This window comes from Providencia sp. PROV048, from assembly GCF_033688165.1.
Lineage (GTDB): Bacteria > Pseudomonadota > Gammaproteobacteria > Enterobacterales > Enterobacteriaceae > Providencia > Providencia hangzhouensis.
Genome location: NZ_CP096360.1, coordinates 3,334,441 through 3,350,252 on the forward strand (window position 1 = coordinate 3,334,441; position 15,812 = coordinate 3,350,252).

Sequence of the window (15,812 nt, forward strand, 5' to 3'; positions counted from 1 at the left end):
TATGCTTAATGAGCCGAATGTAAGCATCCAAGTTCAGAGTGTCTATATAGAAAGCCAATCTCAACCCGATATTGCGAGATATGTGTTTGCTTACACTATCTGCATTCGTAATTTAGGACGAGAGCCTATTCAATTAATGAGCCGTTATTGGCTCATTACTAACAGTGATGGCCATAAGACCGAAGTTCAAGGTGAAGGCGTGGTTGGTGAACAACCGCTTATCCCACCAGGAAAAGAATACCGTTATACCAGTGGCGCAATCCTTGAAACACCAATGGGTACAATGGAAGGTTATTATGTGATGATAAGCACACAAGGGGACAGTTTCCACGTTGATATCCCTGCTTTTCGTCTTGCTATCCCAACACTGATTAATTAATTATGTCGACATATTTAGTAGGTGATATTCACGGTTGTTATCGTGAGCTCCGTGACTTGATGGAAAGTGTCCATTTTGATCCAACCAAAGACACATTGTGGTTAACAGGCGATCTCATTGCCCGCGGAACTGAATCACTGCAAGTTTTACGCTATGTAAAAAGCCTTGGTTCTGCCGCACGTTTAGTGCTTGGTAACCACGATCTCCATCTGTTGGGTATTTACTGTAAAATTAGTCGTAACAAGCCGAAAGATCACCTCGATGAGTTATTACATGCACCTGATCTTGACGAACTGATCAATTGGTTACGTCGCCAACCTTTATTACAAATTGATGAAGAAAAAAAGATCTTGATGACCCATGCAGGTATAACACCACAATGGGATATCGAAACAGCACGAATGTGTGCAAGGGAAGTTGAAGCCGTGCTGTCTAGTGATGCATATCCATTATTCATCGACTCCATGTATGGTGACATGCCAAATAACTGGTCTGAAAGCTTAATGGGGCTAGCTCGTTTGCGTTTTAGTACCAATGCCTTAACACGCCTGCGCTACTGTTTTCCAAACGGACAGCTAGATATGATTTGCAAGGAAAACCCTAAAAAAGCGCCCGCTCCGCTAAAACCCTGGTTCGATCTACCCAGTAAAATTCCTGAGGATTACTCAGTGTTTTTTGGTCACTGGGCATCCCTTGAAGGGAAATGCACTCCTGATGACGTTTATGCTTTAGATACGGGTTGCTGCTGGGGAGGGGAATTAACGCTATTCCATTGGGAAACTAAGCAGTACCATCGGCAAAAGTCATATCAAAAAAGCCGTAAAGAGTAATTTTTTGCCTAGTTAATTGCAAGTTATGGCAAAATGGCGCAATTAAGCGCCATTTTTGCATTCTAACTAAAAATTAGTCTCTTTTAGTTAAGATCTCAAAACAATAACCATGGGTATTGTTTTCGTCAGCCTCATGGTATTCGGTAAAAATAGAATCCCATTCATCAGGCTCATAAGCCGGAAAATGAGTATCTCCGATAACTTCAGCATCAACGTGAGTCAAATATAATTTATTCGCTAGCGGTAAAAATTGTTGATAAACTTTACCACCGCCAATTACCATCACTTCTTCAACATTTTCAATTGCTTGTGCTGCAGCTAATGCTTCTTCAACTGACGTTACCCAAATAACATCAGAATCAGTACCAGGAGCACTACTTAATACAATATTCACACGTTGTGGCAATGGGCGCCCAATTGATTCATAGGTAACACGGCCCATGATAACCGGTTTGTTTAACGTATTTCGTTTGAACCACGCTAGATCCCCCGGCAAATTCCAAGGCATCGCTTTTTCCATGCCGATAACCTGATCGATCGCCATTGCTGCGATTAAGCTAATATTCATCTATTCACCTTAGAAACAAGATATAAAAATTGAGCACACTATACGGAAAGAGAATTGTTTCGTCGACTAAATTTAAGCTTCCTTAAACAGGTTTGAATCACTTATACTCAAATTGATAAACTTACGACTAAAAATAACATGAAAAAACAAAATGAACCCTCTGATATCAGCCTAAATACGAGTATTTAGTCGGTCATTTTTATTTACCAACATTGAACGGGAAAAAAGATCAAAAATGTACGAAACGAGTATTATGGTTGCGACCATCGCGGCACTCGGTATGCTTTCTCCAGGGCCTGACTTCTTTTTAATTGTCAAAAACTCAGCTCGCTATCAACGCTCTGCGGCATTAATGTCTGCATGTGGTGTGATAGTCGCTATCGCGTTGCATATGTCCTACTGCGTTGCGGGCCTAGCTGTTTTAATTACCACCACACCTTGGCTGTTTAATATCTTAAAATACGCAGGTGCGGCCTATTTAATTTGGATCGGTGTCAAAAGCTTACTTCCGCAATCCGGCCATAGCGTTGATCTTACGACCAGTAAACACGAAATTGTTTCATTCAAAAAAGCCTTTATGCAAGGTTTTCTCTGTAATGTATTAAACCCAAAAGCCACGCTGTTCTTTTTAGCGGTTTTTACCCAAGTGCTAGATATTAATTCCACTGTTGGCGAAAAGCTGTGGTTTGCCTTTATTATTTGGGGTTTAGCCGTCATCTACTGGCCTATTTTAGTGTTTTTAATCCAAAGTGCCCCTGTAAGAAAAGGCCTAGCAAAAGTGCAAAAATATGTTGATAAGGTTCTCGGCGTTGTATTAATCGCCTTTGGTATTCGAGTGGCGCTAAGCTAGCTTTGTCAACAACCTAAAGCAGGCTAAATGCCTGCTTATTGGATATTCAATATTGTTGTAATACGAATTATTGCATGGTGTCTTGCGGTGCAACAACCAACTGCCCTACAGACCCTAAATCCGCCTTCTCTAAATTGTGGCTATAAAATAAGAACGGGAAATGGTTATAGGACGGTTGCATCATTTGAACTAATAATTCAACTCGGCTATCAACCCACACTGTATCTTTCCAGCCATAATCTTCTGGCGGTGTTGGTTTACCATTACGGTTTAAGACCTTAAAGCGCACACCTTCAATATGAAATGCTTGCGGTTCATTCGTCGTCACAACCCAACGCTCCCAATTGCCTTGGCGGCTTGAAAAATCAACCCTGTTTGTATCAATAGTCGCATTGTTAATACCAAAACCATCATTAAGGTGAATATTACGTTGTGTAATACTGGATGTGACTTGCGTTTTATCTTCAACTAATTGTGCCGGTAAACCATCCGTTACCAATGACATTAATCCAGTTGCCTTGATAGTTAATACATTGGTTGAAATTAAGCTATTCGATGGTTCAAATAGCCCTTTTAAACGGTCCATAAAGGTAGCCGACTCGCCCGCAGTAATGGTTAACTCTTGCGTTTTCGCCATATCAATCAAGACTTCACGCCGTTCACCCGGCGCTAATGGGAGTTCCTGAACACTAACAGGTACGGTTAATAACCCTTGATCAGATGCAATCAATGAAAATGGGCGACCATCACTGATTTTCATTACATAATAACGGGAGTTCGACGCATTTAATAACCGTAGACGTACCCACCCTCGAGAAACTTCAATGTATGGATTTTGTACGCCATTAACCAGTAATGAATCGCCTAAAAACCCATTTTCATCGGCTTTGTATTCAGGGACGCCAAAATTATCTAAACGCTTATCTTGAATAATGACAGGAAAATCATCAACACCATAGTGTTTAGGTAAACGCAGGTTTTTCGTCACATCATCTTCGATGATCCACATACCCAATAAGCCATTATAGACTTGTTCACCCATTTTTCCTTGAGTGTTGGCATGATACCAAAGCGTTGCCGCGTTTTGGCGTATTGGGATCACCGGAGACCAGTCTGCATTAGGTGAAATTAACCTTGCCGCTCCACCAATTTGTGTTCCTGGTATTTGCAACCCACTGATTGTCATCGAAACCGCTTCAGGTAAGCGATTACTATAAATCAGTTTAATATCATCACCATTTTTTACTTTGACTGTCGGCCCAGGGGAAGAACCATTTACTCCCCAAATATCAGCCGAATATTTTCCATCAAAAGACCAATGAATTTTTTGTAATGTTAAAAATAATGGCTGTCCCGACCGTGATTCTAATAACGGTGGCACAGGTAAAACTGTCGCCCCTTCTGCACTCGCATAAATAGGTGCATAAGACAAACATAGAGCCATCCCTGCCGCTATCAGGGTTTGGCATCGATTGAATGACATAAATTCTCCGCTAAACAAAATTCCAGCGCATTTTATTATTTAATATTATAAATTTTCAGCCAATAAGATGGCTAATTTCAGGTTGGCGCTAGTAATATAACTACTTAGATGCAACAACTTAAGACCATAATAATTTGTGAGCCATGATATCGCGAAAAAAGGCTAAATTCTAAAAATATCTATCTAATATGTAAAAATTTAATTAATAGAATTATAAATAGTAAGGTAAGTAATTAAAAAGGGAAGATAAGAAGAGTAGACGATAATCAAGTCGGTGTATTCTGTGTTCAACCTAAAAAAATAGGCAATATTTATATATTGCCTATTTTTAAAATAAATTCAATTAGTTAGGGTTATTTCCCTTGCTTTGCCATTTCTTCAACCTCGAGATCGAGTTCTTTAATTTTTGCTTCCATTAAAGCATGGCAATGTTCAGATAATTCCCTCACTTGCTCTCGACTATAACGCGATGTATCGATCGGGTCTAACATTTCAATAATGACACTACCGTTATTCCAACGGTTTAACTTAATTTTACCTTGTGTACTAGAAACGCAAACAGGCACAATCGGTACCCCTGCTGCAATCGCTGCATGAAATGCCCCCGTTTTAAATGGCAGTAAACCACGACCACGGCTGCGAGTACCTTCAGGAAACATCCACACAGAAATTTTACGTTTTTTAATCTGGTCAGCAACTTGCGTGATTGTGTTATGGGCTTTAGAGCGATTAGCGCGGTCAATTAAAATATTACCCGTTATCCAATATAAAAAGCCAAAAAAAGGTATATAAACCAAGCTTTTTTTACCAACGGTTACCGTTCTTGGTAATACCCCATTTGACATAGTCACCATATCGTAATTGTTTTGGTGATTACCAATATAAATACTCGGGCCATAGCTCTTAGCTTTCTCGGGTACACGATTTATAATGTTAACCCCAAAAACGACTGATAACCGCCCGAACATGTGACCAAATGTCATTACGTGTTTTGGGTTACGAGGGCTAAATAGACAGTAAATCCCCCCCCCTACACACACCGCAATCGTATAAATAATAACAATGATCGCTCTAATAAGCGCTAACATACTAACCCCAAATTGTAAGAAGCTTTTCAGCTCCATGATAAATATTATCTACTTATAAACCTTTTGAAGTTCATACTAAAAAGGTTTATAAGGTTTGTTCTTTGTTAATTATTCAGACTCTACTGGCTCAATATCAATACGCTCAATATTGTGCATTCCACGCGGTAACGACGTCCCTTTACGACCTCGTTCTGAACGATATTTTTGTAAGTCTTCTGCTTTAAACTTCAGCTTCCGCTTACCGAAATGCAAGGTCATTGATGCCCCCACAGGCAAAATCATCAACCAAGTCAATAAATCATCGCCAGTTGCCGCTTGCGCACCTGCAATATTGATAATCTTATTCCCTTTACCTTTTGAAAGTTGGGGTAAATCCGCCACAGGGAATATTAACATACGCCCTGCCTTGGTAATTGCCAACAGCAAATCTTCCTGTTCATTATGCAGTTCAATTGGTGCCAATACTTTTGCATTTTCAGGCAAAGAAATTAAGGCCTTACCAGTTTTATTTTTAGTGACTAAGTCATTGAAGGTACAAATAAAACCGTACCCTGCATCAGAAGCCATTAAATATTTTTGCTCGTCAGGCGCCATCAATACATGTTCAATGGATGCACCTGGAGGCAGAGTTAATTTACCCGTTAGAGGCTCACCTTGACTACGCGCTGAAGGTAATTCCAGTGGGTCCACAGAATAGCTGCGCCCTGTCGTATCAAGGAACACCGCCGCCTGATTTGACTTACCTCGCGCAGCCCCTTTAAAACCATCTCCCGCTTTATAATTTAGGTTAGTCGGCTCGATATCATGCCCTTTAGCACTTCGCACCCACCCCATATCAGAAAGCACAACGGTAATCGGTTCTGACGGTAAAATTTCATGTTCGCTCATTGCTTTCGCTTCTTCACGCTCATGCAATGGGGAGCGACGGTCATCACCGTAATCTTTGGCGTCAGCTTGAATCTCTTTTTTAATCAGCGTATTTAAACGTCTTTCAGACCCAAGAATCGCTTGTAAATCATCGCGCTCTTTGGCTAATTCATCTTGCTCGCCACGAATTTTCATTTCTTCGAGCTTGGCTAAATGGCGTAATTTTAACTCTAAAATAGCTTCAGCTTGGGTATCACTGATATTAAAACGTGACATTAAAACCGCTTTGGGTTCATCTTCTGTACGAATAATTTCAATGACTTCATCAATATTCAGATAAGCAATCAATAAACCATCTAAAATATGTAAGCGTCTTAATACTTTTTCTAACCTGTGATTTAAGCGATTACGTACAGTTTGGCGACGGTAAGCAATCCACTCATTTAAGATCTCAACAAGCCCTTTTACCGCAGGTCGGTTATCTAAACCAATCATATTAAGGTTAACGCGATAACTACGCTCTAAATCCGTTGTAGCAAATAAATGCGTCATAACCTGTTCAAGGTCAACACGATTACTACGTGGAACTATCACCAAACGTGTTGGGTTTTCATGGTTAGATTCATCGCGTAAATCTTCAACCATAGGCAATTTTTTCGCGCGCATTTGGCTGGCGATTTGTTCTAAAACTTTCGCCCCAGAAACTTGATGAGGTAGAGCCGTGATAACAGCATTACCATCTTCTTTTTCCCACACCGCACGCATGCGTACAGAGCCGCGCCCATTTTGATAAATCTTACGAATATCATCACGGGAAGAAATAATTTCTGCTTCTGTAGGGAAATCGGGTCCCGGCACAAATGCCATGATGTCATCAAGATTTAGCGTAGGTTTATCCAATAAAGCAACCAAAGCTTGAGCCACTTCTCGGGCGTTATGTGGTGGAATATCTGTCGCCATCCCAACCGCAATACCCGTTGTACCGTTTAACAAAATATTTGGCAAACGTGCAGGCAACATTTTGGGCTCGTTTAGCGTACCATCAAAGTTTGGTACCCAATCGACGGTGCCATGACCAAGTTCACTGAGTAAAATTTCAGCGTATTTGGATAGTCGTGATTCGGTATAACGCATTGCTGCGAATGATTTAGGGTCATCCGGTGCCCCCCAGTTTCCTTGACCATCCACCAGCGGATAACGGTAAGAAAACGGCTGCGCCATCAAGACCATCGCTTCATAACAAGCGATATCACCGTGTGGATGATATTTACCGAGAACATCACCCACAGTTCTGGCGGATTTTTTATATTTTGCAGTGTTGCTTAAGCCAAGTTCTGACATTGCATACACAATACGGCGCTGAACAGGTTTAAGCCCATCGCCAATAAACGGTAATGCCCTATCCATGATGACGTACATCGAATAGTTCAGATAGGCATTTTCAGTGAAAGCATGAAGCGGTAAGCGCTCTACGCCATCATGAGTAATTTCACTCATTCAATTCGTTCCTTTCTCATCGCAATTCGGATATTAGACATCAATTTCAGCCATATCGCCTTTTTCTTGCAGCCAATTACGGCGATCTTCAGAGCGTTTTTTCGCAAGAAGCATATCCATGACCGCAAGTGTTTCTTGGTAGTTTTCATCATCGATAATTAGCTGTACAAGACGACGAGTATTTGGATCTAATGTCGTTTCACGTAATTGCAGTGGGTTCATTTCCCCCAGCCCTTTAAATCGCTGAACATTGGGTTTACCTCGCTTGCGGCTAAGGCGTTCAAGTACAGCATTTTTTTCGCTTTCATCAAGGGCGTAAAACGTTTCTTTGCCTAAATCGATACGATATAACGGCGGCATTGCCATATAGACATGCCCTGCTTTTACTAATGTTGGGAAATGACGGACAAATAACGCACATAGCAATGTAGCAATGTGCAAGCCGTCGGAGTCCGCATCCGCAAGGATGCAAATTTTCCCATAGCGTAATTGGCTAAGGTCTTCGCTATCAGGGTCTATTCCAATGGCAACAGAGATATCATGTACCTCTTGGGAAGCTAAAACCTCATCAGAAGACACTTCCCATGTATTGAGAATTTTACCGCGTAGCGGCATGATAGCTTGGTATTCGCGGTCACGCGCTTGTTTTGCAGAGCCCCCTGCGGAGTCCCCTTCTACAAGGAACAATTCCGTCATACTCAGGTCTTGCGAGCTACAATCAGCTAATTTACCCGGTAAAGCAGGGCCACTGGTGAGTTTTTTACGCACCACTTTTTTCGCTGCACGCATTCGACGCTGCGCGCTAGAAATTGCCATTTCTGCAAGCTGTTCAGCCACTTGCACGTTTTGGTTAAGCCATAAACTGAAGGCATCTTTTACCACGCCTGAAACAAACGCAGCGCATTGACGAGAAGACAGACGCTCTTTGGTTTGCCCCGCAAATTGTGGGTCTTGCATTTTAACGGAAAGCACATAAGTACAACGCTCCCAAATATCATCTGCTGAGAGCTTAACACCACGAGGCAATATATTGCGGAATTCGCAAAATTCACGCATCGCATCGAGCAACCCTTGGCGTAAACCATTAACATGGGTTCCACCTAGTGCTGTTGGGATAAGGTTAACGTAGCTTTCCGTCAGTAATTCACCACCTTCAGGCAACCAGAGCAACGCCCATTGTGCGGCTTCTGTTTCCCCTGAAAATTCACCTGTAAATGGCTTTGGAGGTAACGCTTCAAGGCCGTCAATTGACTCCATTAGGTAATCGGTCAACCCGTCACTGTAGCACCAACTTTGCTCTGTATCGTTGAGCTTATCCTTAAACGTGATTTTCACGCCAGGGCATAAAACAGCTTTGGCTTTTAAATTATGAGTTAAACGAGTTACTGAAAATTTTGGACTATCAAAATAGCTGCCATCTGGCCAAAAATGCACGCTAGTCCCTGTGTTGCGTTTTCCACAAGTCCCTATTACATGTAAATCTTCAACCTTATCGCCATTTTCAAAGGCAATTTGATACACTTGGCTATCACGACGAACAGTAACTTCAATACGTTTTGATAACGCATTGACGACAGAAATCCCGACACCATGCAAACCACCTGAGAATTGGTAGTTTTTATTGGAGAATTTCCCCCCCGCATGTAATTGCCCCAGGATCAGCTCAACCGCTGACACTTTCATTTCTGGGTGAATATCGACAGGCATACCGCGCCCATCATCAATTACTTCAAGGGATTGATCGGCATGTAAAATAACCTCAATATGGCTCGCGTGCCCCGCAAGCGCTTCATCGACGCTATTATCAATTACTTCTTGAGCCAAATGGTTCGGTCGACTGGTATCGGTATACATCCCCGGACGACGGCGAACAGGCTCTAAACCACTGAGGACTTCAATGGCCTCTGCGTTATAACTAGATTGAGTCATGTTGTCATTCTGCGGTAATAGGTGATTAATTGAACTATTCAATCAGTGAGTTACTGTTGATAATAACAGTGTTCATACGTTTTGACACTATTTCTCTGCCAATTGTAGGAAATCAACAATTTGAGAAAAGTAAGCGTCAAAACCAATAAAGGCATGATTACCGTCAGGTTCCACAGTTTGTTTGCACTTTGAAAGATAGGCAACAGCCTCTCGATAATCAAGTACTTCATCGCCCATTTGTTGTAACAACCAGATAAGCTGAGGGGATGTTAATCTTTCAATGTATAAGGATTTTAGCTCATTAATGTGCTTTTCTTCCAACACATATTGTTCATGAGTATATGGGTTTGTATTGTCGCCTAAGTAATCTTGCAGTAAATCAAAAGGACGTACCGCAGGGTTTACGACGACAGCAGGAAGCTGATAACGCTCTGAAAACCAAATTGAAAAATAACCGCCGAGCGAAGAGCCGACTAACCCCATTTTCTCATGCGGATGCTGTTGGACAATATCATCCAACATAGCTTGAGCTTGCTGAGGGTAATTCGGTAACTGCGGTACAATCATATTAATTTGCGGATAATTCACCTCAATCCATTGCTTTAAGTTATTAGCTTTAGCTGATTGAGGAGAACTATTAAAACCATGAATATAAAGTAGAGTTGACATAAGCGAATTAATAACCGTCTGAGTCAAGGTCAGGGCTAAATTCCCTTGTATCTAAGCGATGAACGCGGGTTGTAATATGCCTTTGCCCTTGTTCATTAATACTTAATTCTAAATATCGCCAACCTGGCGCGACGGTATCAAGCGCAAAATTAGTACAGTGAGGCTTAAATTGCACACAGGTAGAAGGCGTTGCCAACAACCGAATACCGTGCCAGTTTTCATCCATTTCTTGGTGAATATGGCCACATAGCATCGCTTTAACATTTGAGTAGCTTTTTAAATAATCAGCTAAAATATGTGAATTTCTCAAACTGTGCTGATCAAGCCAAGTACAACCCGAGGCTAGAGGATGGTGATGCAGCATAATCAATGTAGTACGTTCAGGTTCAGCATCTAAGCTGGCTTTCATCCACTCTAACTGTTGTTCAGAAAGCTCGCCATGAGGTACATCTTGAAGTTGGCTATCAAGCATCAAGATTTGCCACTCATCACCAATTAAAACTTGTTTAGCGCTTGAAATCCCAGCAATTCTGAGTGTTTTGACCATAGCCGGTGGATAGTCATGATTACCAGGAAGCCATACGCAAGGAGCAGGAATACGCGCAATACCATCCGCAAAATGCTGATAAGCTTGTGGTGATTGGTCTTGAACTAAATCCCCTGTCGCCACAATTAAGTCGATTGGGAGATTTTCCTCTGAGATAGCATCAAGTACCGCCTGATAGCTACGGTAAGTATTTACCCCTAAAAGCGTATTTTCTGTATTAGCAAAAAGATGCGTATCAGTAACCTGTAAAATTCTCACAACTTTAGAGTTCTTTGCAGTCACTTCAAGCTGGCTGTCCAAAAGTATTCCTTTTCTTAAATATTATTTAGTACCTAATCTATTCATTACAACTATATAAAAGCTCAACATACTTACAACTATCTTAAAGCTTTACTTTCCAACTTTCTGATAATCAGCACACACTTCATCAGATTAATCGTTATTTAACACAGTTTCATCCACTTTTCATGAAGTTTTTGATAGTGAAGTTGTAACCATTGAATCGCTATCACTGTTGCTGCATTATCAATTGTGCCGTCTTCAACCCATTGAAAAGCTTGCTCTCGACTAACCACATGTACACAAATATCTTCATTTTCTGACGCTAGCCCATGAACACCTTTCGCTCGGCTGCTATCAACTTCACCGATAAATACATGCATACGTTCAGTCGTACCGCCAGGGCTAGAAAGATAACTTACCGCTTTTTCAGTGCGACCAATAATAAGCCCAGCTTCCTCAACGGCCTCACGACGAATAACCTCTTCCGGTGATTCGTTTTGCTCTATCATTCCAGCTACCGCTTCAAGTAACCAGGGTGTTTCACTAGTCTCAATCGCTGGCAACCGAATTTGTTCAATTAAAACAACACTATCTGTTTTCGGATCATAGGGTAAAACCACGCCAGCATGGCCGCGTTCAAAAACTTCACGGCGAATTTCTTTACTCCATCCTCCTGCGAAAAGGCGATGACGAAATTGATATTCAACCATTTGAAAAAAACCGTTAAATAATTTACGCTTGGATATAATTTCAACATCATTTTTGCCGTATTTAATTGGCTGCTCTATTTGTTTTGTCATTTCATTCTCCAAACCCAATTATTCCATCTTAAGGAAATAATTGTGGATTAAAACAGTTTTTAAGGTTTTTTAACCTTAGATGAGGTAATGTTTAATAAATTGAGACAAAATGGCACAAAAGGCTACCGTTAATAGAAGTGATACTCTGTTACAATAAGCGCCATTATTCAAATCAAAGAGCAACGTAGTGTCTGTTTTTAATAACTGTCTCTAAAACGGATAATTTAATATCTATCGCCTAGTTAGGCATGGTACGTTTTAGGCAACAGACTCAACTTAATTTGCTGTTTAATCAAGGAATCAAAATGAAGAAACTGCTTCCCCTTTTAATTTCGATGAGTTTTGTGGGTCTCAGTACCAATAGCTATGCAGAAGATTTACTACAGGTTTACCAAAAATCCAAAGAAAGTAACCCTGAATTAAGAAAATCATTAGCTGAACGTAATCAAGCTTTTGAAAAAATTAATGAATCTCGCAGCCCATTATTGCCACAATTAGGTTTAGGTGCAGGGGCTAGCTACGGCAGTGGTTACCGTGACGCAAGAAATACTGAAAGCACAGGTTTAAATGCTTCACTGAAACTCACTCAAGTTGTGTTTGATATGTCGAAATGGCGTCAATTGACTATCCAAGAAAAAACCGCGGGTATTTCTGATGTCACATACCAAACAAGTCAACAGCAATTAATTTTAGATACTGCAACTGCGTATTTTAACGTCTTAAAAGCGATTGACGCGTTATCTTATATTGAAGCAAATAAAGAAGCGGTTTATCGCCAATTAGACCAAGTTACACAACGCTTTAACGTTGGCCTTGTTGCCATTACCGACGTGCAAAACGCCCGTGCAAACTATGATAGCGTTATTGCACAAGAAGTCGCTGGCCGCAATGATTTAGAAAATGCGATTGAAAAACTGCGTCAAGTCAGTGGCGTGTACTACAGCCAACTTGCTTCTTTAAATATCGACCGCTTTAAAACCAATGAGTTGGGCGATATCAACGCTATCCTAAAAGAAGCAGAAGAGCGTAACCTCAGCCTATTAAGCGCACGTTTAGCACAAGATGTTTCTCGTGAAAATATTCGCTTAGCAGAAACAGGCCACATGCCAACAGTTAACTTAGATGCATCAACATCAGTCACAAATAGTTACCAACACGGCAGCGGTTATAATACTCCATATGGTGGTGGTGCGACCAACAGCTATAATGGTCAAAATAGCATTGGCTTAAATTTAAGCATTCCACTGTATACTGGTGGCGCAGTCAGTTCTCAGGTTGAACAAGCACAATATGGTTTCCAAGGTGCTAGTGAACAACTAGAAAGCGTTTACCGTAATGTGATTCAGTTAGTTCGCTCATCATTTAATAACGTATCATCGTCAATCAGTAGCATTAATGCCTACAAACAAGTCGTTGTTTCCGCACAAAGCTCATTAGATGCGATGGAAGCCGGCTATCAAGTAGGAACTCGTACTATTGTTGACGTGTTGACAGCAACAACTGCGCTATACCAAGCGAAACAAAACCTGTCTAATGCACGTTATGACTACATGATTAACCAACTGAATATCGAATTTGCTCGTGGCACACTGAACGAAGACGATATTGCCCGCCTAAATGCGAATTTAGGTAAAGAGATTTCAACCTCTGCAAGTAGTATTATTCGTAATACCAACGCGCCAAAAATGAATTAAAATTCTTAGTTTATTTGAAAATGATATAATGACCCGCTTATATAGCGGGTTATTTTTTGAAGGAAGCCAAGTAAATCGTTTCGAATTGCTAATTTGCACTAATTGAACCGCTTACAACCCCTTTTCATTAGCCTCTGGCACAAATTCAGTTAATTCTCACTCTTAATACTGCGCACTAGAGCAAAAAACAACCAATAGTTAACACATTGATATAAAATAAAAATATTATTTTTCCCTTTAACTAATACCATGCTAAATAGGAAAAAATAGCAAAAAGTTATCAAAATGATAAATTCAGCTCATTTCTCCTATATTTCTGCTTTAATTTTCAGCGTTTATCCCCTATCCTAGAGCTAACATCTAAAAACATCTTACTTAATTAAATTCAGGGTAATTACCATGACCATGAAGCGTACCAAAGATATTAATCAGAGCGCCTTCCGTAAGTCTTGGCGTTCATACCGTTTAGCGCCTGTGGCTGTTGCGGTCAGTGCCGTATTTATGCTTTCCGCTTGTGAAGAAAGTGATGAAACCGTCTCATTGTACACAAACGCACAAGACTGTAGCCAAGCGAACCCATCACAAGCAGAACAGTGCACTATCGCCTACAATAATGCGCTACAAGAAGCCGCTAAAACTGCACCTAAATATGAAACTCAAGCTGACTGTATTGCTGAGTTTGGTGAAGCTATGTGTACTCAAGCTCCGGCTCAAGCAGGTATTGCTGGCACTAGCTCAACAAATGGTGAACAAACAGCTCAAGCCCAAAGTAGTGGCGGTAGTATGTGGATGCCATTAATGATGGGTTATATGATGGGCCGTATGATGGGCGGTAGCGCTGCATCACAACCATTATTCAGCTCAAAAAACCCAGCTAGCCCTGCCAATGGTAAGTTTGTTGACGCTTCAGGTAAAAGCTATGGCCCTGCTGTTGCAGGTGGCCGTTCCATGAGCGTACCAAAAACAGCCATGGCACCTAAACCACCAACAACTTCAACAGTTACCCGTGGCGGTTTTGGTGACACCGTAAATAAACAAGCGATGGCACAGCGTTCATCTTCTTCTGCAAAATCAACCTCTTCTTCCCGTTCGATGGGTGGTTGATAAGTAATGAAACGAGTTCCTATAGTAGAGCGCCCAAACTGGCGCGAAAAAGCTTCTGAGTTTGGCTTTGAATTTCATACTATGTATGGTGAGCCCTACTGGTCAGAAGATGCATATTACCAATTTACTATGGCACAAATTGAAGAAATCGAAGATGCAACCGAACAGTTGCATCAAATGTGCCTAAAAGTGGTTGAACGTGTTGTTGAAAGCGATGAGTTAATGGCACGTTTTCAGATCCCTAAGCATTGTTGGGAATTTGTTCGCAGCTCATGGAAAAGCGAGCAACCTTCTTTATATTCCAGGCTTGACCTCGCTTACGATGGTATTAACCCACCTAAGCTATTGGAAAACAATGCGGATACTCCAACCTCATTATATGAGTCTGCATTTTTCCAATGGATCTGGCTAGAAGATCAAATTGAAGCAGGAAAACTCCCTGAAAATGCCGATCAGTTTAATAGCATTCAAGAGCAATTGATCGAACGCTTTACGCAATTAAAAGATCAGTATGGTTTTCGTTTGTTGCATATGTCTTGTTGCCGTGACACTGAAGAAGATCGTGGTACCGTTCAATATCTACAAGACTGTGCAAATGAAGCGGGTATTGCCACTGAATTCTTATATATCGATGAAATTGGTCTAGGTGAAAAAGGTGAGTTTTCGGATACCCAAGATCAGGTGATTAGTAACCTGTTCAAGTTATATCCATGGGAATTTATGCTAAGAGAAATTTTCTCAACTAAATTGCAAGACGCTGGCGTGCGCTGGTTAGAGCCTGCATGGAAGAGCATCATTTCTAACAAGGCTTTATTGCCTATGTTATGGGAAATGTTCCCAGATCACCCAAATTTACTGCCTGCCTATTTTGCGGATGGCAAAACCCAGCCAGAACTCGAAAAATACGTTATTAAGCCATTATTTTCTCGTGAAGGCGCTAATATCCGTATTATCGAAAATGGTAAAGAAATTGCAGCCGCAGACGGCCCATACGGCGAAGAAGGTATGATTATTCAACAGTTCCATCCACTTCCACAATTTGAAGGTAACTACACCTTAGTCGGAAGCTGGTTGGTGAATGATCAACCTGCGGGGATCTGTATTCGTGAAGATAAAGAACTGATCACTCAAGACTTATCACGCTTTTATCCACATACGATCATCGACTAATCGTATTTAACGTTAAAAGGAAAGCCCAAATATAGCAATATGATTTGGGCTTTTT

14 protein-coding genes are annotated in these 15,812 nt (G+C 41.1%); 6 read left to right on the forward strand and 8 right to left on the reverse strand.

Going from position 1 to position 15,812, the window contains the following annotated elements; translation table 11 throughout:
* Nucleotide 1 precedes the first annotated feature (1 nt).
* Nucleotides 2-379 (forward strand): Co2+/Mg2+ efflux protein ApaG, encoded by a 378-nt coding sequence (gene apaG, locus M1F26_RS14745; protein ID WP_004257676.1) that lies wholly within the window; start codon nucleotides 2-4, stop codon nucleotides 377-379.
* Nucleotides 380-381: 2 nt separating this feature from the next.
* Nucleotides 382-1,209, forward strand: a complete 828-nt coding sequence (gene apaH / locus M1F26_RS14750; protein ID WP_140171580.1) for a bis(5'-nucleosyl)-tetraphosphatase (symmetrical) ApaH — start codon at nucleotides 382-384, stop codon at nucleotides 1,207-1,209.
* Nucleotides 1,210-1,282: 73 nt separating this feature from the next.
* Here the strand turns inward: apaH and folA are convergent, their stop codons facing one another.
* Nucleotides 1,283-1,777 carry a type 3 dihydrofolate reductase gene (gene folA, locus M1F26_RS14755; RefSeq protein WP_140171579.1) on the reverse strand — a complete coding sequence of 165 codons (495 nt, stop codon included), beginning with the start codon at nucleotides 1,775-1,777 and terminating at the stop codon, nucleotides 1,283-1,285.
* A 235-nt stretch (nucleotides 1,778-2,012) separates the two neighbouring features.
* Between folA and M1F26_RS14760 the strand changes: the two genes are divergently transcribed.
* Nucleotides 2,013-2,627, forward strand: a complete 615-nt coding sequence (locus M1F26_RS14760) for a LysE family transporter (RefSeq protein WP_004257687.1) — start codon at nucleotides 2,013-2,015, stop codon at nucleotides 2,625-2,627.
* Between the two features lie 67 nt (nucleotides 2,628-2,694).
* Here M1F26_RS14760 and ftsP read toward each other — a convergent pair whose 3' ends face one another.
* The 7 genes from ftsP to nudF form a co-directional block, all read right to left on the reverse strand.
* Nucleotides 2,695-4,110, reverse strand: a complete 1,416-nt coding sequence (gene ftsP / locus M1F26_RS14765) for a cell division protein FtsP (RefSeq protein WP_140171578.1) — start codon at nucleotides 4,108-4,110, stop codon at nucleotides 2,695-2,697.
* A 353-nt stretch (nucleotides 4,111-4,463) separates the two neighbouring features.
* Nucleotides 4,464-5,198 carry a 1-acylglycerol-3-phosphate O-acyltransferase gene (locus M1F26_RS14770; RefSeq protein WP_140171577.1) on the reverse strand — a complete coding sequence of 245 codons (735 nt, stop codon included), beginning with the start codon at nucleotides 5,196-5,198 and terminating at the stop codon, nucleotides 4,464-4,466.
* A gap of 108 nt (nucleotides 5,199-5,306) precedes the next feature.
* Nucleotides 5,307-7,562, reverse strand: a complete 2,256-nt coding sequence (gene parC / locus M1F26_RS14775) for a DNA topoisomerase IV subunit A (RefSeq protein WP_096864070.1) — start codon at nucleotides 7,560-7,562, stop codon at nucleotides 5,307-5,309.
* A gap of 33 nt (nucleotides 7,563-7,595) precedes the next feature.
* Nucleotides 7,596-9,491, reverse strand: coding sequence for a DNA topoisomerase IV subunit B (parE, locus tag M1F26_RS14780; protein WP_094961099.1), 1,896 nt, complete (start codon nucleotides 9,489-9,491; stop codon nucleotides 7,596-7,598).
* 87 nt (nucleotides 9,492-9,578) lie between these two features.
* Entirely contained in the window at nucleotides 9,579-10,160 is a 582-nt protein-coding gene (yqiA, locus tag M1F26_RS14785) for an esterase YqiA (RefSeq protein ID WP_004257706.1), read from the reverse strand.
* Between the two features lie 7 nt (nucleotides 10,161-10,167).
* Nucleotides 10,168-11,007: a 3',5'-cyclic-AMP phosphodiesterase gene (gene cpdA / locus M1F26_RS14790; protein ID WP_004257710.1), complete on the reverse strand. Its 840-nt coding sequence runs from the start codon at nucleotides 11,005-11,007 to the stop codon at nucleotides 10,168-10,170.
* A gap of 143 nt (nucleotides 11,008-11,150) precedes the next feature.
* Complete coding sequence (nudF, locus tag M1F26_RS14795) at nucleotides 11,151-11,789, reverse strand: ADP-ribose diphosphatase (RefSeq protein WP_140171576.1); 639 nt, start codon at nucleotides 11,787-11,789, stop codon at nucleotides 11,151-11,153.
* Nucleotides 11,790-12,094: 305 nt separating this feature from the next.
* Between nudF and tolC the strand changes: the two genes are divergently transcribed.
* From tolC to M1F26_RS14810, 3 genes are all read left to right on the forward strand, one after another.
* Complete coding sequence (tolC, locus tag M1F26_RS14800; protein WP_036958003.1) at nucleotides 12,095-13,483, forward strand: outer membrane channel protein TolC; 1,389 nt, start codon at nucleotides 12,095-12,097, stop codon at nucleotides 13,481-13,483.
* 399 nt (nucleotides 13,484-13,882) lie between these two features.
* Nucleotides 13,883-14,587 (forward strand): DUF1190 family protein, encoded by a 705-nt coding sequence (locus M1F26_RS14805; protein WP_004257725.1) that lies wholly within the window; start codon nucleotides 13,883-13,885, stop codon nucleotides 14,585-14,587.
* Nucleotides 14,588-14,593: 6 nt separating this feature from the next.
* Nucleotides 14,594-15,757 carry a glutathionylspermidine synthase family protein gene (locus M1F26_RS14810; protein ID WP_004908587.1) on the forward strand — a complete coding sequence of 388 codons (1,164 nt, stop codon included), beginning with the start codon at nucleotides 14,594-14,596 and terminating at the stop codon, nucleotides 15,755-15,757.
* Nucleotides 15,758-15,812 lie beyond the last annotated feature (55 nt).